The organism is Acinetobacter sp. SH20PTE14 (assembly GCF_021391555.1).
Taxonomy (GTDB): domain Bacteria; phylum Pseudomonadota; class Gammaproteobacteria; order Pseudomonadales; family Moraxellaceae; genus Acinetobacter; species Acinetobacter amyesii.
This window is the reverse complement of the sequence record NZ_CP090067.1, coordinates 2,460,154-2,481,798: the sequence shown is the minus strand read 5'-3', so window position 1 is coordinate 2,481,798 and position 21,645 is coordinate 2,460,154. Positions and strand designations below refer to the sequence as shown.

At 41.2% G+C, this 21,645-nt stretch carries 18 protein-coding genes; 7 read left to right on the top strand and 11 right to left on the bottom strand.

Annotated features, from left to right (window positions below; translation table 11 throughout):
• Positions 1-223 precede the first annotated feature (223 nt).
• Positions 224-586 carry an endonuclease domain-containing protein gene (locus LXF01_RS12215; RefSeq protein ID WP_233944438.1) on the top strand — a complete coding sequence of 121 codons (363 nt, stop codon included), beginning with the start codon at positions 224-226 and terminating at the stop codon, positions 584-586.
• 36 nt (positions 587-622) lie between these two features.
• On the opposite strand, the gene LXF01_RS12210 is transcribed toward LXF01_RS12215, so the two are convergent.
• The 5 genes from LXF01_RS12210 to metH form a co-directional block, all read right to left on the bottom strand.
• Complete coding sequence (locus LXF01_RS12210) at positions 623-1,399, bottom strand: hypothetical protein (RefSeq protein WP_233944437.1); 777 nt, start codon at positions 1,397-1,399, stop codon at positions 623-625.
• A complete protein-coding gene (locus LXF01_RS12205; protein ID WP_233944436.1) occupies positions 1,347-1,748 on the bottom strand; it encodes a hypothetical protein in 402 nt (133 codons plus the stop codon). The genes LXF01_RS12210 and LXF01_RS12205 overlap by 53 nt, the downstream gene beginning before the upstream one ends.
• Positions 1,749-1,750: 2 nt before the next feature.
• Positions 1,751-2,101, bottom strand: coding sequence for a DUF4365 domain-containing protein (locus LXF01_RS17605; protein WP_442781372.1), 351 nt, complete (start codon positions 2,099-2,101; stop codon positions 1,751-1,753).
• Complete coding sequence (locus LXF01_RS12200) at positions 2,086-2,259, bottom strand: hypothetical protein (protein ID WP_233944435.1); 174 nt, start codon at positions 2,257-2,259, stop codon at positions 2,086-2,088. Before LXF01_RS12200 ends, LXF01_RS17605 begins: the two co-directional genes overlap by 16 nt.
• 248 nt (positions 2,260-2,507) lie before the next feature.
• A complete protein-coding gene (metH, locus tag LXF01_RS12195; RefSeq protein WP_233944434.1) occupies positions 2,508-6,197 on the bottom strand; it encodes a methionine synthase in 3,690 nt (1,229 codons plus the stop codon).
• 479 nt (positions 6,198-6,676) lie between these two features.
• Between metH and LXF01_RS12190 the strand changes: the two genes are divergently transcribed.
• A complete protein-coding gene (locus LXF01_RS12190; protein WP_180035527.1) occupies positions 6,677-8,296 on the top strand; it encodes an inorganic phosphate transporter in 1,620 nt (539 codons plus the stop codon).
• 165 nt (positions 8,297-8,461) lie between these two features.
• On the opposite strand, the gene LXF01_RS12185 is transcribed toward LXF01_RS12190, so the two are convergent.
• From LXF01_RS12185 to LXF01_RS12175, 3 genes are all read right to left on the bottom strand, one after another.
• On the bottom strand, positions 8,462-10,012 hold the full coding sequence (locus LXF01_RS12185) for a hypothetical protein (RefSeq protein ID WP_233944433.1): 1,551 nt from the start codon (positions 10,010-10,012) through the stop codon (positions 8,462-8,464).
• A 219-nt stretch (positions 10,013-10,231) separates the two neighbouring features.
• A complete protein-coding gene (locus LXF01_RS12180; RefSeq protein ID WP_180005268.1) occupies positions 10,232-10,411 on the bottom strand; it encodes a hypothetical protein in 180 nt (59 codons plus the stop codon).
• A 245-nt stretch (positions 10,412-10,656) separates the two neighbouring features.
• Positions 10,657-11,274, bottom strand: coding sequence for a rhomboid family intramembrane serine protease (locus tag LXF01_RS12175; RefSeq protein WP_111884441.1), 618 nt, complete (start codon positions 11,272-11,274; stop codon positions 10,657-10,659).
• 158 nt (positions 11,275-11,432) lie between these two features.
• On the opposite strand from LXF01_RS12175, the gene nfuA reads away from it, so the two are divergent.
• Positions 11,433-12,071, top strand: coding sequence for a Fe-S biogenesis protein NfuA (gene nfuA, locus LXF01_RS12170; protein WP_078189947.1), 639 nt, complete (start codon positions 11,433-11,435; stop codon positions 12,069-12,071).
• 229 nt (positions 12,072-12,300) lie between these two features.
• Positions 12,301-14,496: a TonB-dependent siderophore receptor gene (locus LXF01_RS12165; RefSeq protein WP_233944432.1), complete on the top strand. Its 2,196-nt coding sequence runs from the start codon at positions 12,301-12,303 to the stop codon at positions 14,494-14,496.
• 37 nt (positions 14,497-14,533) lie between these two features.
• Here the strand turns inward: LXF01_RS12165 and LXF01_RS12160 are convergent, their stop codons facing one another.
• On the bottom strand, positions 14,534-15,541 hold the full coding sequence (locus LXF01_RS12160; RefSeq protein ID WP_180005270.1) for a hypothetical protein: 1,008 nt from the start codon (positions 15,539-15,541) through the stop codon (positions 14,534-14,536).
• Positions 15,542-15,587: 46 nt separating this feature from the next.
• Positions 15,588-16,628 (bottom strand): alpha/beta fold hydrolase, encoded by a 1,041-nt coding sequence (locus tag LXF01_RS12155; protein WP_373686889.1) that lies wholly within the window; start codon positions 16,626-16,628, stop codon positions 15,588-15,590.
• Positions 16,629-16,962: 334 nt separating this feature from the next.
• Here LXF01_RS12155 and LXF01_RS12150 point away from each other — a divergent pair, with 334 nt between their 5' ends.
• A complete protein-coding gene (locus LXF01_RS12150) occupies positions 16,963-17,577 on the top strand; it encodes a carbonic anhydrase (protein ID WP_078189941.1) in 615 nt (204 codons plus the stop codon).
• An 83-nt stretch (positions 17,578-17,660) separates the two neighbouring features.
• On the opposite strand, the gene LXF01_RS12145 is transcribed toward LXF01_RS12150, so the two are convergent.
• Positions 17,661-18,290: an arylesterase gene (locus LXF01_RS12145; protein ID WP_233944431.1), complete on the bottom strand. Its 630-nt coding sequence runs from the start codon at positions 18,288-18,290 to the stop codon at positions 17,661-17,663.
• A gap of 11 nt (positions 18,291-18,301) precedes the next feature.
• Here LXF01_RS12145 and LXF01_RS12140 point away from each other — a divergent pair, with 11 nt between their 5' ends.
• Together LXF01_RS12140 and LXF01_RS12135 are read left to right on the top strand one after the other, a co-directional pair.
• The gene (locus LXF01_RS12140; protein ID WP_233944430.1) at positions 18,302-19,033 is read left to right on the top strand and encodes an ABC transporter ATP-binding protein; all 732 of its coding nucleotides are present in this window, start codon (positions 18,302-18,304) and stop codon (positions 19,031-19,033) included.
• Entirely contained in the window at positions 19,030-21,531 is a 2,502-nt protein-coding gene (locus LXF01_RS12135) for an ABC transporter permease (protein WP_180063444.1), read from the top strand. The genes LXF01_RS12140 and LXF01_RS12135 overlap by 4 nt, the downstream gene beginning before the upstream one ends.
• The last annotated feature ends 114 nt before the right edge of the window (positions 21,532-21,645 follow it).

Sequence of the window (21,645 nt, the reverse complement as noted above, 5' to 3'; positions counted from 1 at the left end):
ACACTGCTTCGTAAGGGGTGAGGGCTTTGATGTAGGAATGGGCTAGTGATGGGGCAGATTGATGATGTGGTGGAAGCCATTTATCATTGCTGTGATAAAGAACCCCCCTAAATCCCCCTTTTTCAAAGGGGGACTTTCGCGAAGCAATTGAATTACGTGACAGTCCCTCCCTTTTTAAAGGGAGGCTAGGAGGGATTAAGATATTAAAAAAAGTAGAATAAAAATGAAACCTTATAATAAGAATTTAAAACAAGCCTCTCGTGATTTGCGCATTAACATGACCGATGCCGAAAAGCTGTTATGGTCACGGCTTCGAAATAAGCAAATCTTAAGTTTACAGTTTTATCGGCAGAAACCTTTATTAAATTTCATTGTTGATTTTTACTGTCCTGCTGCAAATTTAGTCATTGAGTGCGATGGTAGTCAGCACTATATGGATGATGGGTTAGAATCGGATCGGGTGAGGGAAGAAGCTTTGACCCAGCTTGGGCTAAAGGTGCTGAGATTTGATAATGGGCAGGTGATGGGGAGAATTGATGAAGTGGTGGAAATGGTTTATCAGTATTGTTTGAAGGAAGCTCCCTAAATCTTTATTAAAAAAAAAGGGGGTATTTCATATTTATTATTGTAGTAACAATTGAGTTTGATTTGTTATATTTAATTTGCCAAAATTTATGAGATTAGTTTTTTTGCTGTCTATGACTAGATCCCCATTGATAGAGACAGTACTCTTATTTGCATGAGCCTTTACAGCTTCTAAATAATCAGCATCAGGAAGTAGAAGTTTAATATTTTTGGTGTGTTTGTCATATTCGAATTTGATTGTAACAGATCCTGATTCCTCATCAGGTTGCTTGTTTAATGTAATGACCTTACCCACTACAGAATAGTTTTCAATGACAGTGTGTCCTTTAAGATATTCTGTTGCAATTTTTAAATATTTTATATTTTCAGATTTGAACTCATGTTTTAATGATTGATGAAGTATCTTTGAACTAATTGTTATCTCGACATCATAACTTTCATTTTTTACAGACATTCCAATTATGGAATCACATAAATTAGCACTTACACCTGAATTAATAGATTCTAGGAAATATTTGGTTAAATTTTTTCCTTTATAGCATTCGATGGCTTTAGATAGAGCTATCAAAGTGTAGTTAATATTTTCACTCACTGTGCTTGTTATATCTTGTTGTATAGGATTATTTATATCGCTAATATCATTATGTGGTGCTAGGACATTGACTATGTAACTACCATGCTCGGTTTGACCAAATTTCAACGATTGGCAATAAGTTTGAAGGCTTGATGGGATAGAGCTAAGATTTTTGTAAAAACCTTTTTTAGATACGGTTGAGTGAATAATTGAGAAGATCATATTTTTTAACTTTTTCAAATAGCAAAACACCATCATTTAAATTAATATGACCTGCATTAACTTCTGTTCCTACAATTCTAATCTTTAAAATATCGTAGTTGAAGTTATTAATATCATTAAAAATAGTATTTATATCTCTTTTTTCAAACTGAGATAAAATATTCAATAATTCATAAATGCGTTGACTATAACTTGCTATGTGAGTATTTAGGGGTTGGACGACTTCAAAATCATAAAAATCATCTTCGGGTCTATGCCAAATACTATATTGATTTTCTTTTGATGATGACAAAATCCATTGTTTACATTCTAAATATGAGGTTAGGAAAGTAATATTTAAAGAGCTAAAATCATTATGTATTTTCATTTCTAGCTCCTATTCTCTAAAGACATTCCATTACTTGCATATTCAAGTAATTCTATCATGCTTTTGGTGTTGAGCTTCTGCGATCGGGGAATAGATACAGTCACGCTAGTTGTATTATTAACGATTGGTTGGTCATAGAGCGAATAATAATAGCAACAGTGCTGAAGTATAGTCTGGTTATTTTGATGAATTAGCCAATCATTACAATTATCTGGAACAATTAATACGAATAGATATCTAGGATTGACGATATTAGTGTCACGTAAATCGTTATAGTTTTTTAAAGGCAAAGGAAATTTAAGAAACTCTTCATTTCCTTGATCACTAGCAGTACATTTTAGTTGAACATCAATTTGTGGATTTCGAAAGATACCAGTGAAACGTTTACCTTTAATAGATATGCAACGCTGTCATCATCAACTTCGAATGTTCCAGTATTTAATCCAGACTGTGCAGAAATAGCACAGACAAATGCTTTGCTAAATTGTTCCTTTTTTTGATTCTGATCCATTGGCTTTTTAATTTGTATATTTTTGTTAGTTTAGTGTGAATTTTAGACAAAGTCACTGAGTTTCTTAAAATTTAATCCCTCCAAACCTCCCTTTCTTGCACTTCGTTTTAAAGCAGTGCTTTAAAACTTGTTCAGGGAGGAGCTGTCACGTAAGACATTTGATACGCGAAAGTCCCCCTTTGTAAAAGGGGGATTTAGGGGGATTAAAAAATAAAAGCCCTCACAGCGAGGGCTTTTATTAATGCAAATTATTGAACTGAATCATCCAAATTCGGCGCTAACCAGCGTTTCGCTTCATCCAGCGTCCAGCCTTTACGCTTCGCATAATCTTCTAGCTGATCGCCTGCGATTTTACCCACGTTAAAGTATTGGCTTTCAGGGTTTGCATAGTAGAAACCGCTGACAGATGAAGGCGGCCACATTGCAAAGCTGGTGGTCAATTGCGTGCCAATCTTGTCAGTGGAACCGAGCCAGTCAAACAATGGCGCTTTTTCAGAATGCTCAGGACAAGCAGGGTAGCCCGGTGCAGGACGGATGCCCACATACTTCTCTTTAATCAATTCTTCATTGCTTAAGGTTTCAGACGCTTGGTTACCCCAGAACTCTTTACGGATGCGCTCATGCAAATGCTCCGCAAACGCTTCCGCAAAACGGTCACCTAAAGATTGCGCAAGAATTGCAGAGTAGTCATCGCCTTTAGCTTTGTACTCATTTGCCATTTCTTCCGCACCAAAGATGGATACCGTGAAACCGCCCAAGTAGTCTTCTGCGACACCTTTAGGCGCAATAAAGTCCGCTAATGACAAGTTTGGTTTACCTGTCACTTTATCAGACTGTTGACGAATGTGATGGAAGGTATGCGTAACCGATTGACCATCTTCGCTATACACTTCAACCGAATCCGCTGCAGAACGGTTAGCAGGGTAAATACCAAACACAGCACGAGCATCAAAACGTTTGTTGTCGATGATGTCTTTTAGCATGGTCTGTGCTTGTTCATACAAGTCAGTTGCTGCTTCACCTACAACTTCATCCGTTAAGATAGCAGGGAATTTACCTGCCAAACTCCAAGAAATGAAGAACGGTGTCCAGTCAAAGTACTCAACTAATGTTTCCAATGGATAATTGGTCAGCGTTTGCGTACCAATAAAGTTTGGCTTCACAGGCGCATTGGCAGCAAAGTCAATTTTTAAGCCATTTTCTACAGATTCAGCATATGTCAGTTTGGCCGCTTTTGGCTGTTTATTGGCAATACGCTCACGGACTTTTTCATATTCAGCACGTGTGTCTTCAACAAATTTAGGCTTCATTTCTTTAGAAAGTAAAGTTGTTGCTACACCCACCGCACGCGATGCATCGGCAACATAAATCACCGCATCATTTGAATATTGTGGATCAATTTTCACTGCCGTATGCGCTTTAGAAGTGGTTGCACCGCCAATCATCAATGGAACATTAAAGCCTTTGCGCTGCATTTCTTTCGCAACAAAAACCATTTCATCCAGTGACGGCGTAATCAGGCCAGATAGACCAATAATGTCGACTTTCTCATCAATGGCAGTTTGCAGAATCTTCTCGCAAGGCACCATCACGCCAAGGTCGATGATGTCATAGCCGTTACAGCCCAACACCACGCCCACGATATTTTTACCGATGTCGTGCACGTCGCCCTTCACCGTTGCCATTAGGACTTTACCCTTAGATTGGCCAGCTGTTTTTTCCGCTTCAATGAACGGATTCAGCCAAGCTACAGCCTGTTTCATGACACGTGCAGATTTCACGACTTGCGGCAGGAACATTTTGCCTGAACCGAACAAATCACCTACCACATTCATGCCGTCCATCAGCGGACCTTCAATGACATCTAAAGGACGTTTAGCTTTCAGACGTGCTTCTTCAGTATCTTCATCGATGAACGTTGTGATGCCTTTAACCAAAGCGTGTTCCAGACGTTTTTCAACTGGAAGTTCACGCCATTCCAAGTTTTCAACTTGTTTTTGCGCAGCGCCTTGACCACGGTATTTCTCAGCAACTTCAAGCAACTTCTCAGTCGCGTCATGCTGACTTTCACCTTGGTTTTGGTTCAAGATCACATCTTCAACCGCAGCTTTCAATTCCGCATCAATATCATCATAAATCGCCATTTGACCAGCGTTGACAATACCCATGGTCATGCCTTGCTTGATGGCATGGTACAAGAACACAGAGTGAATCGCTTCACGGACTGGTTCGTTACCACGGAAGGAGAACGATACGTTAGACACACCGCCTGAAATCATCGCATGTGGTAAGTTTTGCTTGATCCAGCCTGTTGCTTCAATAAAGTCCACAGCATAGTTGTTGTGTTCTTCGATACCTGTTGCCACTGCAAACACGTTCGGGTCAAAAATGATGTCTTCAGCAGGGAAGCCCACTTCATTCACCAATACATCATAAGAGCGTTTACAGATTTCTTTTTTACGTGCAGCTGTATCGGCCTGACCATTTTCGTCAAAGGCCATCACAATCACGGCAGCGCCATACTGACGGCACAAACGCGCTTTATGCACAAACTCGTCATAGCCTTCTTTGAGGGAGATCGAGTTTACAACCGCTTTACCTTGTACACACTTTAAGCCTGCCTCAATGATGTCCCATTTTGATGAGTCAATCATGATCGGCACACGTGAAATTTCAGGCTCAGAGGCTACAAGATTCAGGAAGTGCACCATCGCACCTTCTGAATCGAGCATGCCTTCATCCATGTTGATGTCGATGATTTGCGCGCCAGCTTCAACTTGCTGCTGTGCAACTTCTAAAGCTTCGGCAAAGTTTTCTTCACGGATTAAACGTAGGAATTTTTTAGAACCTGTCACGTTGGTACGTTCACCGACGTTTACAAACAGCGAATCTTCTGTAATGTTGAACGGCTCTAAACCGCTTAAACGGCAAGCGGGTTTGGTTTCTGGTACTTGGCGCGGCGCAATGTCTTTTACGGCATTGGCAATAGCACGGATGTGATCCGGCGTTGTACCGCAGCAGCCGCCAGTGATGTTAATCAAGCCACTTTCTGCAAATTCTTTAATAAAGGCAGCGGTTTGTTCAGGGGTTTCATCATAACCGCCGAAGGCATTTGGTAAGCCAGCGTTCGGATGCGCCGAAACAAAAGTATCGGCAACGTCAGCAATGGTTTTTACATGCGGACGCATGGCATCTGCACCTAGGGCACAGTTAAAGCCAATCGACAATAAATCACCATGACGCACAGAGTTCCAGAACGCTTCAGCAGTTTGGCCAGTTAAAGTTCGGCCAGAGGCATCGGTAATCGTGCCAGAAATCATCAATGGCAATTCGTAGCCAATTTGGTTGAAGACTTCTTTCACTGCAAAAATGGCAGCTTTACAGTTTAAGGTATCGAATACAGTTTCAATGAGTAGAATATCCGCACCGCCTTCAATCAGGGCATGCGCAGCTTGAATATAGTTTTCTTTTAACTCATCAAAAGTAATGTTACGAAATGCTGGGTCATTTACATTTGGCGAGATTGAGCAAGTACGTGAAGTTGGCCCAAGCACACCTGCTACAAAACGCGGTTTTTCAGGCGTTGAGTATTTTTCACAAGCTGCTTTGGCAATACGCGCTGCTTCACGGTTGATCTCTGATACCAAATCTTCCATGTGGTAGTCAGACATTGAAACTTTTGTGCCGTTAAAGCTGTTGGTTTCAATAATGTCTGCACCAGCATCGAGATAGGCTTCATGAATGCCTTGAATGATTTGCGGCTGAGTCAACACCAATAGGTCATTATTGCCTTTGAGGTCAGATGCCCAATCTGCAAAACGCTCACCACGGTAGTCAGCTTCTTCGAGTTTATGACGCTGAATCATGGTGCCCATTGCACCGTCGATAATCAGAATCCGTTGAGCGAGCAGCTCTTTTAGGGTGGCAAGCGTGGACATAAATAACCCCAATCCGATGGAATATAAAATCGGCAAATATATTAACAGAATTCATTGCAGTTTTATTGATATTCAATCATCTTCACAGCGCGCAATTATTAGCTTGTTGAATTAATGAGCAATATTGCAACTTGCTAATTTCATATTCCAATTTCATATAAATGTATGGAAAGCTTCATGAATTTGTCATATTGCTCAGGCAAGATTAAAAAACATCCAGCAGGGCTATGCAATATGACAAAAAAACATGACAGATGAAATATAAGTTGAAACATTGGGTTTTAAAGAAAATAAAGTTTAAATACGCAGATTAAATAACTGATTTACTTTATGAAAGTAGAGTATGGAAGTCGGTGTTTAACGCTTAAAAAAAACAAATAAAGCATGAAAAATTGCTTTATATGACACCGCTTTGTCATATAATTGTCATAATTAAATTGAACAATATGGGGATTTTAAAATCCTCTATTCCTGCCTGCATGAATTCTAAACAAACTCCCGTAGATTCAGCGCACACGTCGACTCCTCAAAAGTCCACGAATGTTCATGTGCCTACACCGAAATTCTTTATGCCGGTATTTTTAACGGTGATTATTTCAACGTTGATTTATATTGGTTTTCAGGTGACTGCCGATTTAGCGCATGTTCCGCCTTTAAGTCTTTATTCAATGATTTTATTGGGCACAGCCTTATTCATCGCACTTGGCTTTGAATTTGTAAATGGTTTCCATGACACTGCAAATGCAGTAGCAACAGTGATTTATACCAACGCCTTGTCAGCACCGGTTGCGGTAATGTGGGCGGGTTTCTGTAACTTCCTAGGCGTAATGGTTGCCAGTGGTGCAGTCGCTTACGGCATTATTGCCTTGTTACCTGTTGAATTGATTATGAATGTCGGTTCAGGTGCTGGCTTTGCCATGGTTTTCGCTATGTTGATCGCAGCGATTTTGTGGAATTTAGGGACTTGGTTCTTAGGCATCCCAGCGTCTAGTTCGCATACTTTGATTGGTTCTATTCTTGGCGTTGGCATCATGAACTACCTGTTAAATGCAGGCGGTGGTGCGAGCGGTGTAGATATGGAGCAGGTGCTTAAAGTCGGTAAGGCGTTATTGTTCTCTCCACTGATTGGTTTTGCATTTGCAGCTCTCGTTTTCTTGTTGGTGAAGCGTATTTTCCGCAAACAGCTAGAATTGTTTCAGCCACCAGAAGGCAATAAGCCGCCACCACCACTGATTCGTGCAATTTTGATCTTTACCTGTACAGGTGTAAGTTTTGCGCACGGTTCAAATGATGGTCAAAAAGGTATGGGGCTGATCATGCTGATTTTGATCGGATGTGTGCCATTGGCTTATTCATTGAATAAGAACTTAGATAATCAACATATTCAATCTTTCCATCAGTTATCTGCTCAAACTGCGACTGCGATCTACGCAGAGCATAAGGATATTCCTGATGCACAAGCGCGTGATGTACTCACCAAATACATTCAAACCAAAGAAGTCAGCCCAGAAGTTGTGCCAGCTTTAGCAAGTTTGACCGATCATTTAGGTGAGCGTGTTGCACAGTATGGCGACTTAAAAGATATTCCTGAACAAGAAGTATCTTCGATTCGTAATGACATGTACTTAAGTACTACTGCTTTTAAACGTCTAGATAAAGCTGAGCAACTACCAGCAATGGCAGAAGCTGAACAAAAGACTGTGAAGGAATATCGTAGTCACTTAGACTCGTTCTTACAGTACATTCCAACATGGGTGAAAGTCGCTGTTGCATTGGCACTGGGTCTTGGAACCATGGTGGGTTGGAAACGTATTGTCGTGACTGTAGGTGAACGTATTGGTAAAAACCACATGACCTATGGTCAGGGTATGTCTGCCGAGCTTGTTGCTATGTCAACGATTGCTGCTGCGGATGGTTTTGGTATGCCAGTATCGACTACACACGTACTTAACTCTGCGGTTGCAGGTACTATGGTCGCGAATAAATCGGGTCTGAACTTTGCAACAGTGAAAACCATTCTATCGGCTTGGGTCTTCACTTTACCTGCAACGATCTGTCTATCAGGCTGCTTGTACTGGTTATTCTTGAAAGTGTTCTAAGCAACTCAAATTCCAGATATAAAAAAACGCTGCTTCGGCAGCGTTTTTTTATGGCTGTATCTTAGACATCACCGATTTGAATGGGATGGCTGAGAGCTGAAATGGAATAGTCAAACTAACAAGTTGAAGCTTTGAAAAGTTCAACACTTATTTGAACCAATGCAGTTACGCTTTTTTAAACAGTCCCAATACTTTTTTCACGGGCAATTTCTCTTCAGCAAAACCATACAGCGCTGCAAAAGGTAAGGCGGTACGTGCCAAATAAGCTACACGCCATAAGCCACCATGGTTGGCACCATGCATCATGAGTTCTAAAGGATGGTCTAGCGCTGTTTCAGGGTTTGCAACTGAGTGAGGATTTCTCAAGTCATGAATCCATAAAGCCGCCATGAGTGCATTGGTGGTTTCAGGTTGAAAGGATTCAACATCAAATAAACTCGCACCATTAAATGCGGCTTTTAATAATGGATTCTTCGTCACTGAGCGAGTCGTGGTGGATGGCGCAATATTGATACTAACCCGCTGACCATTTTGACGTGCGACAGTTGCGCGCCATTGTTGGATACGTTTTGCGAGTGCGTAGTTTGGACCTTGTTCCACCACCAAACAGTCAGCGATACCATAGGATTTTCCATTGTCTGCTGTGGTGGTTTGCTCATTATTTTGCTTAAAGAAATGCTGACCTGTGACTTTGGCAATGCTTTGCGTCAAAAGCTTTTGTGCAGAAGCACGGTTTTGGAATTTGGCTTGCGCTGCCGTAACAATCTCTTCTGGCACCGCATAGACATCGGTTGGAGTACACATAAACATCAAGCTGGTGTCAGCTTTTTGTTGGCTGACATAGGCCATGATGCTGTCCATTGCCATTGCAACACGAACATGCTTTTCACCATCTAAATAAGCAATTGCAGCCAGATCAAGCTGATGTTCACTTTGTGCAAGCCACTGTGCAATCTCAGGAATGTGTGTCAGTAAATTGGCGCCCAATTTGTGTTTTAGTTCTTGAATGGGTGTGTCTTCATGCACAGCGTCGAGACTTGGTGCATATAAAGTGGCATTACCGGCCTGAACCGTGCTTAAGATTCGATCCCAAACACGTTCATTATTGAGGTCGATTGCCACAATATTGGCTTTCCATTTTGCTAACCACGTCAGAGGGCCAGCTTCGGAAGCAGCACCAAAAAGCACCATAGTCCGATCTGACAAATCGAACCATTCTGGGTGTGCAATGGCTTCACGTAATGCATCGGCATGACTGGCTTCAATGATGCCAGCATCTTGCCATTTTTGAATCTGAGCCAGTAAAGCCTCACCTTGCAGTTTTTGGCCATGATAGGGCACATACCACTCAGGCGCTGCGTCACTTTCACCTTTTAATTTCACGGTATGCAACGGATGCGCAGTTAAAGCCACGGCATCTTTGAGCGTATGCTTTTCTTGATCACGATAAAACTCAAAGACGTGATGCGCTTTATTTAAACCTTGCTCTGCAATGTTGATCGCAGCTTCAGATGATTGAATCCCTTGTTCAACCAAGGCTTTAAAATATTCAGGATATTTTTTACGCCAGTTTTTTTCTTGTTTTGCACGTACAGAAGAGTGAGGGTCAACTGCAGCTAAGGCTTCAGCAATAATTTCACGACCAGTTTTAGATGTACTCGGCTTTTGGTTTGAAGCCGAAATGGGAAATTGAAGACCTTCAGTTGAACTCGACATGCAAAATATCTCAGCTAATTTTGTCATTAATATACAGATGTATACATTATCTATGCCAAATTAAAAAATAGGGTGGCATAAAGTGCCAGATTTATATGATTTGTCATGTGCTTTTGTGAACTTTCGTAGAATATACAGCGTCAATTTTTATTGTCGGAATTGAAAAAGCCTTCGTTTTGAAGGCTTAAAAGAAGAGGGTATGAAATCAGCAACGGAAAATCAACAACGGCCTTTTTTAGCCTGTCCGGGCGGGCAAAAGTCGCCATGGCGATCTGGGTAATTATAAGGATAGTGATTACGATCTGGGTCGACCACGATACTGCCTTCACGAGTGTGAACGGCACAAGCACTCAACACGCAGGTCAACAGCAAACTTGAGAACATCAGGACTATTTTCATTGGAATTTTCCCTTTTTATTCTGTGTCATTTCAGTTTAAATCAGGGCAAGGGTAGATAGCGTTTCAATCTGCTGTGAAATTGTATAGCTCGATATTCAAAGTACGGTGCTGTAAATGTGGGAAATTGGCTAAAGAAAAAATTAAAGGACATTTCGGTTTAACGAAGCACAATAAAAAAGCCTAAACTGAAACGGTTTAGGCTGTCATTTTACTGGTTAAATCAGACTGATTTTTTAGACTTAACGTTAGAAAGGAACATTTAGTAACTGACTTAAGAAATGTGGAATGAGCTTCGGTTCAAGAATAATCGTCATGATTACACCATATGCTGCGCCCCAAAGGTGTGCGCTGTGGTTAATATTGCTGTTGCCACGTTTACCTGACCAAATACTATAAGCCACATACAGCACGGCAAAAATAATCGCAGGAACAGGAATAAAGAATACAAAAATCAGTTTCCACGGTTCAAACAAGATATAAGCAAAGAGTACTGCAGATACTGCCCCAGAAGCCCCTAAACTTGCCCAATGGGTATCATGCTTATGTTTTAAATAACTCGGAATAATCGCAGCGATCAAACCGCCTAAATAAAACAATACAAAGCCCATGTCGAAGAAATATTGGCGATAAAAACTTTCAATCACGCTACCAAAGAAAAATAAGGTAATCATGTTGAACAATAGGTGCGCGCCATCTGCATGAATAAAGCCATGGCTAATAAATCGGTCATACTCGCCACGACTGAGGGCCGGTGGCCAAAATAACAATCGATTCATCACTTTCTGATTTGAAAATGCAATCAGTGAAATCACCACCGTAATCAGGATAATGGTCACGGTGTGGTTAAAGGGTAGACCCAACATATATGACTATTCTACTTGTTAAAATTTATGCTCAATAATGCCATTAAATCTGCCTAAAGCGTGAACTTTCAGAATAAATCCGACAATTTTAGTTGATTTTTTTCTAATGCCCCGCATCTTAAGTTAAAATAGCGACTTCAGCTTGAGGAAATATTGTAATGTCGACTGAGAACAACAGCACAGCAGTTGCTGAAGAAATTCCAAACCTATTGATCACTCCAAATGCCCAAGAGTATTTGAAAGATCTTTTGGATAAACAAAATACACCGGGCATTGGTGTACGTGTTTTTGTGGAAAATCCGGGTACGCCACGTGCTGAATGTTGTATGGCTTACAGTGCACCAGAAGAAGTTGTGCCTACAGACTATAAACAAGACTATCCAGATTTCCCTGCATTTATTGACACACCGTCTATTCCATATCTTTTGGATGCGGTGATTGACTATAACAAAGACCGTTTTGGTGGTCAGTTAACATTCCGTGCACCAAACTCAAAAGTGCCACGTGTGGGTCCAGATGCCTCTGTAGAAGAGCGTATCACTTATGTTCTACAGTCAGAAATTAACCCTGGCCTTGCAGGTCATGGTGGTAACTGTGCACTGGTAGAAGTGGTTGAAGATGCAGAACATGGTTTAACTGCAGTGCTTAAATTCGGTGGTGGTTGTCAAGGTTGTTCTTCAATCGATTTAACCTTGAAACAAGGTGTTGAAACAACATTGAAGCAGCATGTACCTGAGTTAATGCGTGTTGTTGACCAAACGGATCACAGTAATACTGAAGGTGCTTATTTCAAATAAGTTCAGTATTTTTATAAAAAGCCGCAACCTCGCGGCTTTTTTATTGTCTAAATCAAAAAAACGAAGATTTTTAGATATTTCTAGGGTTTTTACATCAAAATGATAAGCTATATCACAAATATAAATGAGAATGATTATTAAAATTAATTGCAATATTGTTTGTGGTGGTTACAATGTGCAACACATTATTCTAGATTTCTCCATAAATACGTTTATTTGGAAGCACTCAATGACCAAACAACTATTAAAATCAACGCTTACACTTTCAATACTCTGTGCCTTGGTAAGTTTGACGCATGCAGAAGATGTGCACACTGAAGCACCAGATGAATCCGTAACGAAGATGGAAACCATTGTTGTTACTGCAGCAGAACAAGTTAAACAATCATTAGGTGCTTCAAAAATTACGGCAGAAGATTTAGAAAAAATGCCGGTTGTGAATGATATTTCAGAGTATGTGCGCCGTATGCCGGGTGTCAATTTGACTGGTAACAGTGCCACAGGCCAACGTGGTAATAACCGTCAAATTGATATCCGTGGTATGGGGCCTGAAAACACGTTGATCTTAATTGATGGCAAGCCTGTAAATTCGAGAAACTCAGTACGTTATGGCTGGCGCGGTGAGCGTGATACACGTGGCGATTCGAACTGGGTACCTGCAGATGCCATTGAATCGATTGAAGTGCTGCGTGGTCCAGCAGCAGCGCGTTATGGTTCAGGTGCGATGGGTGGTGTGGTCAATATTAAAACCAAGAAAGTGACCAATGAAGTGCATGGCTCTGTGGAAGTTTTTACCAATCAGCCTGAAGACGCTAAAGAGGGTGCAAGTCACCGTGAAAGCTTTAACTTAAGCGGGCCAATTCTCAAAGATGTCCTTTCATATCGTTTATACGGTAGTTATAACAAAACCGATTCAGATGCTGCGGATATTAATGCATTAATGGACAATGGTGCGCGTATGGCGGGTCGAGAAGGCGTTGAAAATAAAGATATTGCTGGACGCTTGGCTTGGCAGTTGAACGATCAACAAGTCTTGATGTTTGACGCAAGTGTTGGCCGCCAAGGCAACCGTTTTGCAGGTGACAGTCAAAACAGTGTATTTGATCCAGCCGATCCGAACAAGGCGCCCATTTTATCCGCTTTAATTGGTGAAGAAACCAATACCATTTATCGTGATACTTTTGCATTAACTCATGAAGGTACTTGGGGGTGGGGTGATAGTAAACTCATAGCGCAATATGACAAAACCAAAAATAAGCGCTTACCTGAAGGTACAGGTGGTAGTACAGAGGGACAGATTAATAATCTTGAAAATAAACAAACGTCACATCTAGAAACCATTCGCTTTAATGCAGAAGCCAATCTGCCGTTCCAATGGTATGTTCCACAGGTACTAACTTTAGGCACTGAGTGGGTCGAAGATGACTTTACCGATACGGTTAATACACAAGCTGGCGCAGGCGGTTTTGGTGATGCGCTGACTTCAGGTGACCGTTCACACATGGATTCACGGATTGTGTCGGCCTATATTGAAAATAATATGAATTTGGGCGAAAGCACCGATGTTGTTTTGGCACTGCGCTATGATAATCATAGCAAATCGGGCGATAGCTGGAGTCCAAGTCTCAATATTACGCAAAAACTTGGTGACTATTGGACACTAAAAGGTGGTGTGGCTAAGGCATATAAAGCACCCAATATGTACCAAAATGCGGAAGGTTATCTGTTAAGTACTCGCGGTAATGGCTGTCCGATTGGGCTGAGCCAATGTCTATTACAAGGTAATGGCGATCTCAAACCTGAAACTTCAGTGAATAAAGAATTAGGTGTACAGTTTGAAAAAGACATCGTAAATGCAAGCTTTGCATGGTTCCGTAATGATTATAAAAATAAGATCGTTGCTGGGGATACACGTCTAGAAGAACTAGAAGTAAATGGAACAACATATAATGTACTGCGTTGGATGAATACGCCAGAAGCCTTGGTGGAAGGTATTGAAGGAAGTATTTCTTTGGACTGGGGTGATATCACGTGGACCAATAACGTCACCTATATGATCAACTCTGAAGATAAACGTACTGGCAATCCACTTTCAGTGATTCCAAATTACACCATAAACTCTATTTTGAACTACAACATCACGGATCGATTAGACAGTAACTTTGTCTATACCCAATATGGTCGTCAAAAACCACGTCAATATGCAGAAACCAGTCTTGAAAGCAAAAATGGCTTGGCGATGGATAGCGTGAAAAGTTATGGCATTGCAGGCATTAACTTTGGTTATAAATTTAATGCGGCTTTAAGTGCTCGTATCGGTGTGAATAACCTATTTGATGAGCAAAAACTGCGTGATAAAACGGTCAACCAAACATATAACGAGCCGGGTCGAGCTTATTATGCAAGTTTGAAATACCAGTTCTAAGTATTTCCAAAAGAAAAGCCGCTTAACGCGGCTTTTTTTATGTTGGGATATTTAAAATTTTCAGTGCTTCACTTGAGTAGTAGAATTGTTCTAAATAGAGACGTGAACGCTCACGCAAATAACCCGACTCAATCATTTGTTGAACGATAGGATTGAGTAAGTTTTGAAGTTCATGCTGAATCAGTGCTTCATCAATATTTAAATCACGTAGCAATAAATCAAAAGGGCGTTCTGCATTGCGCACGTACCAAGCGTATACGCCATCATGCACTTGCTGTTTCATATACTCGGACTGCCGCATAAAGTCCCAAATTTCATGACCCATGGCAACCGTTTGCGGCAAGTCCTGAACTTCAACATAGTTCTTTAATACCGAAACTGGCAGCGCTTTAATTTTATGCCACAAATTGGCTTGGAAATGGTACAGCTTATGATCATCAAAGTGCTGGTTTAACACGGTTTCACTCATTTGACTGAGCTTTAAAATATTCTTTTGTAAGTATTTGCTGACCGCATTATCTAAATTGGTATCTGTGACATTTTCCAGTACCGATTTCCCCATTTTCATAAATCGTGAAACACCGGGTACCGATTTTGCAATCACCGAATTATCTAAATAATCTTGTATCGCATGTTGAATCAACTGACTGATCATGGCTGAAAATGCAGGATTGTTGACCATGGTATGAATTAAACGCTGACGATGTCCCTGTTTACTTGCCACATATTGTGCAATTTTATCGATGGTCAACACAGGAATGATTTCGGCAATCGTAGTGCTGTCATTTGCAGGGTGAATCAGTGCAAATTTGATATGTTCAGCAATTTGCTCAATCAGAAATTGACTTGCAGGGGTATTTAAAATTTGTTTCTGCAACAAGGCATTGATTTGATCAAAACTCCAAATCTGCTGCAAAGTTTGTTTACGAAACCATTGATAAAAATGGGTGAATTCAGTGGCTACGGTATCATTGTGTGAAAAGCTCTGATCTAAAAAGTTCAGTTGAGCGTCAATCAACTGCTCAATCATCGGGTTTTTCTGCATACTTTCCCTGAAGTCCCAGTAATGGGTATCTAAAAATGGCGAATGCTCAGTTTAACTGAATCAGTTTATCTACCAAAGGATTTTTAAACTTTTGACTTTTCGCAAGGAAAGGTAAGTAATGGTCTGCAACTTGTTGTTCGGCTTCTAAGATTGGCATATGACCGACGTTATTTAAAATCACTGGGGTTTCTGCACGTTTCAGTAAAGACTTGAGTTCGCCAGCCACTTCAACATTAAAGATTTTATCTTGTTTGCCCCAAAGGATCAGGGTCGGTGCTTCCACCGTTCGTGTTAATCGAGCAAAAGTTTCAGGGGTATAGATTCGATTGAGGGTGACGACTTGATCGATCATTTTACTAGTGAAGGGCGCACGCGCAATTAAGATATTCTCCTGCGCTTCTTTAAGCTGTGTCGGAACATTGGGCGGATTTTGCATGAGTTTATGCATAACATCATCTAAATCACCCGGTTTTGAAACAATTAAATTTTTAAGTTTATACGGGTCACGGGTATAACTGGTATTGGCTTGTTTATAAATGCCCGCGCTGTTGAGTAAAAATAAGCTTTGGGTGTCAAAAGGATATTGAGAGGCATATACCGTGGCAATGGAACCACCCAATGAGTGACCTGCAACATTTAGTTTATCTTCAATATCTATTTTAAGGACAAACTGGCGTAGTTGTTCCGTGACATTCGGCACTGAGACATCAAAATCGACCGGCACATGTGTATCGCCATTGGCCGGAAGGTCGGGGATGATCACGTGATAGTTCGGTGTTAAATAATGCGCAACACGATTCCAATTATCACGTGTGCCGCCTAAACCATGAATCAGCAAGATGGTCGGTTTAGAGCGTTGACCGCCTTCGCTATAACTCCAATTCACATTGCCGACTTGAACACTATGTGTGACTAAACCTGCCGCTTTACGCTCTTGGCTCAAATAATTTTGCACGATAGAGGGTACGGCAAAGTTTTTGCTGATGGGAGACGGATTTGCAGCCAAAGTGTTGTTGGCAGTAAACGTCATACAGCAAATTGTTGCTAGCTTGAAAAAGCCAAAAATGCGTGAATGATGTCCTTTCATTGACGTTTACCCCAGTTAAATCGAATCGATATATTTTTTAGATCATTTATATGACTATTATCAGAATGGGCTGAAATAGCAAAAGCGTATATTTATGAAATATATTGTAAATTAAAAATGACCTTTGTCATCCATTGCTTTTTTGACGTGGTTAAACTTGCGTTTTAATAATGTGAACCATTACAGAAAAAATAATTTTTTTTGATGAATGTAGAGTAGCATTTTCTATCAAGTTGCATCGTCGTAGAAAAAATTCACAGCAATTGTTTTTGCAAGTGACAATCGATTCGACTGGGATTAAAATATTGCAACTTCGGATAAGGGTAATTAGAACATGCTAGCAGCAGCAGAAGCTTTAGATCGTTTAAAAAAAGGGAATCAACGTTTTGTAAACGGTGAAACGAATCACCCAAAGCTTTTGACGCATCAACAACGTGCTGAAATGGCCGAAAGCCAAGAACCTTTTGCGATTATTTTAGGGTGTTCAGACTCACGTGTTCCTGCTGAAATGGTATTTGACCAAGGCTTAGGCGATTTATTCGTGATTCGTGTTGCAGGTAATATTGTGGCACCGTCTCAAGTCGGTAGCGTGGAATTTGCAGCAGAAAGCTTCGGTTGTCCTGTTGTAATTGTATTGGGCCATACACACTGTGGCGCGATTCATTCTACGATTGAAGCTTTAACTAACCCTGCGACACCGCCATCAGCGAACTTGATGTCGATTGTGAACCGCGTTCGTCCATCTGTAGAAATACTCATGCAAACTGAATTGAAAGATGACCTCGAAAAACTTTCAATGCATGCAGTACGTTCAAACGTTTTTGCATCAGTAAATCAACTTCGTCATGGTTCAGCAGTCCTCGAAAACTTAATTGCGCAAGGCAAATTAAAAGTGGTGGGCGCTGAGTATTCACTCGAAACGGGTGAAGTAAGCTTCTACGATTTCTAAGCAAATTACAGTAAAGACAAGATATTAAAAAAGGCGCTCATGAAGCGCCTTTTTTTTTATGAACCGATTTTCACCAACTAAATTTATAAGCTTGCTTTGATCAATGGATATACATTGTTCAGCAAAATCGGTTGCGCTTTGGCATTCGGGTGAATCTGATCTTGTTGCATCAAATTTTTATGTCCCGCCACCCCTTGCATAAAGAAAGGTAATAATTTGACTTTGTACTGTTGGCTCAACACTTGATAGTTATTTTCAAAAGCTTGGCTATATGCCTTGCCATAATTCGGTGGAATTTTCATTCCAAATAAAATCACTTTCGATTTGGCCTGTTGGCTTTTTTGAATCAGCTGCGCTAAATTCTTTTGAATTTGTGCAGGGGGCTGTCCGCGTAAACCATCATTACCACCTAATTCAATCACCACAAGGTCTGGACGATGAGTTTGCAACAGTTTAGGCAGTCGTGCCAAAGTTCCACTGGTGGTTTCACCGCTGACACTTGCATTGACCACTTTATGTTGTTTCGGATACTGTTGGTCTAGACGTTTTTGTAATAAGTGGACCCAACCTTGATGCACTGAAACACCATAACCTGCACTTAAGCTATCGCCCAAAATCATAATGGTTTTGGCAGAGAGCAGCATCGGGCAGAACATCAGTGCAATAGCCAGCAAGTAACTCAATAGACGATTATTTTGAATGCGATTTTGCATATAGGGAAGATATGACCCAACTCACGACAGATGCTGACATCATGCCACAGGCGATTATTTCTGCACAGCAATTGACACAAAAGATACAACTTCCACAAAAACAGTTATCGATCTTTGAACACCTCGATCTTGAAATCTTTGCCGGGGAACAAGTTGCGATCACTGGTCGTTCTGGTTCAGGTAAATCCACCTTGTTGGGGATTTTGGCGACCTTAGATCAAGCCAGTTCTGGACTGTTACGGGTCTGTGGTCAAGACATTCATCTATTAAATGAAGAACAGCGTGCTCAAGTTCGTTTGGCCCATATTGGTTTTGTCTTTCAGTCTTTCCAGTTGTTGCCACATTTAACGGCTCTGGAAAATGTCATGCTGCCGCTACGGTTACAAGCAAATTTTCAGGTCAAAGCTGCCGAAGAAAAAGCATTAAAACTGTTAGCAAAGGTCGGACTAGAACGCCAAGCGCATCAAGCCCCTAAAGTTTTATCGGGTGGTGAGCAGCAACGGGTTGCGATTGCCCGTGCTTTGGTGAGTGAACCCGATCTGATCTTTGCAGATGAACCGACAGGTAATTTAGACAGTGCAACGGCACAGGAAATTGAACAACTGTTATTTCAGTTAAATCGTGAAATGGGAACCACTTTGGTATTGGTGACGCATGATGCCGATTTGGCCCGTCAATGTCAGCGCCACTTTGAATTGGTCAATGGTCAATTGATTGAGCATCGAACAGGAGATGCTGCATGAATCTTTTGGCATTGTTTCGACCACTCTTACAGCTGAGTTTTAAAACCACGGGTGTGTATTTATTATTGATCGCACTGACCTTGGCGATCAGTGCCACCACTGCTTTAAAGTTTAGCAATGTACAAATTCAAAATGCAGTAGCGCTACAAGCTGCTGAAATGTTGGCAGCAGACTTGGTGCTGACAGCCAATGAACCAATTCCACAAGAGTGGCAACAACAAGCCAAAGCACAGCAATTAAAACAATCGAATGTCACGCTATTTAGCAGCATGGCGCACACTGATCAGCAATTTGTCATGGTCAATGTCAAAGCCGTTGATGCTGCATTTCCATTACGAGGTGAACTCGAAACAGAACCGAAACTAAACCGTTCTATACAAGCTAGTGAGGTCTGGTTAAGTCCTCGTGCCATGGATTTATTGGGTGTAAAGGTTGGAGATCAGATCAATATTGCTGATGCTGCTTTTCAAGTCAGTGCCAAAATCATCCATGACACCAATCAGGAACTCGGTTTCAGTGGTTTTTCACCGACAGTTATGATTGCGCAGTCTGAGGTGGAGAGAACCAATGCCATCCAAGTCGGGAGTCGGATTGAATATCGCCTGTTAATGGCAGGAGATGCACAAAATACCCAGCGCTTTGAAAAACTGTATAAGCAGAAATTTGGCGATCAAAGTGAAGACCGTTCCGCTAACTCAGATCATACGCAGGTTCAGGATGCAGCTCAAAGCAGTTTGAAATTGAGAAATGCCAGTGAAGGCAATACTCGCTTGATGAAGCCGATTGCCAACCTAGAAACGTTTTTACAACTGGCCAATATTTTAACTATTTTACTTTGTGGTATCGCCATCGCATTAACCAGTCAGCGCTATGTCCAACAAAATCAAGATGCCATTGCACTGATGCGCTGTATTGGATCGACCAAACAGCAAATATTAAGTGCTTATCTGGCTTTACTGTTGGTTGTACTCGGGCTTTCAATCCTGTTTGGAAGTTTGATTGGTCTGGGATTGGGTTATGGCTTATTGCAACTGATGCTACAGCTGATTCCAAATTTACAATTAGAGTTTTCAGCCCTGTCTATGCTGCTTGGCCCACTTCCAATTGCAATATTCACCAGTGCGATTGTGCTATTAGGATTTGTTCTTCCAAGTCTTTGGCAATTATTAGGGACGCCGCCAGCACGGGTGATACGACAACAAGAGCGTTCTGTACGTTCCATGCTTTGGATGCTCAGTTTCGGAACACTCAGTTTGGTGGTGTTTTGTGTGGTTTTAACTGAAAATTTACAACTCACCTTATGGCTGATTTGCGCCATCATCTTCCTGTGTATAGGCCTATATATGATGGTCTGGCTCAGTTTGAAAGCCTTGAAAAGTTGGGGGAGGAAAATCTCAGCATATATACGTACACCGTATCAAACGGCATTTCAAATTACTGCATTGGCATTAGGGCTAAGTCTGATCACGGTTTTAGCGGTATTGCGCACGGATTTGCTGGAACGTTGGCAACAACAATTACCACAAGGAACACCTAACCAATTTGTCTATGGATTACCGCCATTTGAGTTACAGGATTTTAATCAACAACTCAGGCTGCATGGTTGGCAAGGGACGCCGATGTACCCGAATATTCGTGGACGATTAGTTGCCAAAAATGATCTCCCTTTTTCGGATGCTTTAATTAAAAGCAATAATTCATTACGCCGTGAATTGAATCTCACACAGGCTGCAACTTTTCCAAAAGATAATCAAATCATCGCGGGTAGTCAGCAGTTTCAACAAGTCAATGAAGTATCGGTAGAGGTGAAAACCGCACAAGAGCTCGGTATTCAAATTGGAGATCGACTGAGTTTTAGCCTTCCTGAAGGGATTTTGCAAGCCAAGGTGATCAACCTTCGCAGTGTGGAGTGGGAAAGCTTTAGTCCAAATTTCTTCTTTATTTTCTCTCCCCAAACCATGGATGAAAATGCCGGCAGCTATTTGGGGAGTTTCTATGTTCCACCGCAAGATAAAAATCAGTTAATTGGTCTAATTCAGCAGTTTTCGAATACCGTGTTTATTGATGTCAGTCTGATTTTGGATGAGATCAAACGCATCGTCAGCGTATTGGTTCAGATTATTACTATCTTGGCGCTATTGGTCAGTATTTCAGGCATTTTGGTCTTGATCGCATGTTTGAACTTATTTATGGATGAACGCAAAAAAGAAGTGGCATTACTGCGTTCCTTCGGCAGTTCCAAGCAAAAATTAAAGTCGATGCTCAGTTTGGAAGTCGGTTTGATGGGTCTAATTTCGGGTGTTGTGGCATGTATTTTTGCTGAAGTGATCAGCGCGATTGTCAGTTATAAAATGGAATTGGTCATCCAGCTACATGCCGAGATTTGGTTGATCCTCCCACTGGTAATGACCTTAGTCTGTACATTGATCGGACGTTATCGCTTAAGTTATCTTTGCGATATTCCACCCTTAGAAAGTTTGCGTGAACTGAATAGTTAAGGGTGGAGATGGTTAACAGCCGAGCAAGTTAAGAGTGGAGCAAGAACCAAGTGCGTAGTTTGGATTTAGACAAGATTTGACGTGTTTTCAACATGTCTGTGTTATAGCCACAGG

Bases quoted from the DNA above. Each gene is read 5' to 3' on its own strand.
- LXF01_RS12215 (WP_233944438.1), top strand. From the start codon at position 224: ATGAAACCTTATAATAAGAATTTAAAACAAGCCTCTCGTGATTTGCGC.
- LXF01_RS12205 (WP_233944436.1), bottom strand. From the start codon at position 1,748: ATGAAAATACATAATGATTTTAGCTCTTTAAATATTACTTTCCTAACC.
- LXF01_RS12200 (WP_233944435.1), bottom strand. From the start codon at position 2,259: ATGGATCAGAATCAAAAAAAGGAACAATTTAGCAAAGCATTTGTCTGT.
- metH (WP_233944434.1), bottom strand. From the start codon at position 6,197: ATGTCCACGCTTGCCACCCTAAAAGAGCTGCTCGCTCAACGGATTCTG.
- LXF01_RS12190 (WP_180035527.1), top strand. From the start codon at position 6,677: ATGAATTCTAAACAAACTCCCGTAGATTCAGCGCACACGTCGACTCCT.
- LXF01_RS12185 (WP_233944433.1), bottom strand. From the start codon at position 10,012: ATGTCGAGTTCAACTGAAGGTCTTCAATTTCCCATTTCGGCTTCAAAC.
- LXF01_RS12180 (WP_180005268.1), bottom strand. From the start codon at position 10,411: ATGAAAATAGTCCTGATGTTCTCAAGTTTGCTGTTGACCTGCGTGTTG.
- LXF01_RS12175 (WP_111884441.1), bottom strand. From the start codon at position 11,274: ATGTTGGGTCTACCCTTTAACCACACCGTGACCATTATCCTGATTACG.
- nfuA (WP_078189947.1), top strand. From the start codon at position 11,433: ATGTCGACTGAGAACAACAGCACAGCAGTTGCTGAAGAAATTCCAAAC.
- LXF01_RS12165 (WP_233944432.1), top strand. From the start codon at position 12,301: ATGACCAAACAACTATTAAAATCAACGCTTACACTTTCAATACTCTGT.
- LXF01_RS12160 (WP_180005270.1), bottom strand. From the start codon at position 15,541: ATGCAGAAAAACCCGATGATTGAGCAGTTGATTGACGCTCAACTGAAC.
- LXF01_RS12155 (WP_373686889.1), bottom strand. From the start codon at position 16,628: ATGAAAGGACATCATTCACGCATTTTTGGCTTTTTCAAGCTAGCAACA.
- LXF01_RS12150 (WP_078189941.1), top strand. From the start codon at position 16,963: ATGCTAGCAGCAGCAGAAGCTTTAGATCGTTTAAAAAAAGGGAATCAA.
- LXF01_RS12145 (WP_233944431.1), bottom strand. From the start codon at position 18,290: ATGCAAAATCGCATTCAAAATAATCGTCTATTGAGTTACTTGCTGGCT.
- LXF01_RS12140 (WP_233944430.1), top strand. From the start codon at position 18,302: ATGACCCAACTCACGACAGATGCTGACATCATGCCACAGGCGATTATT.
- LXF01_RS12135 (WP_180063444.1), top strand. From the start codon at position 19,030: ATGAATCTTTTGGCATTGTTTCGACCACTCTTACAGCTGAGTTTTAAA.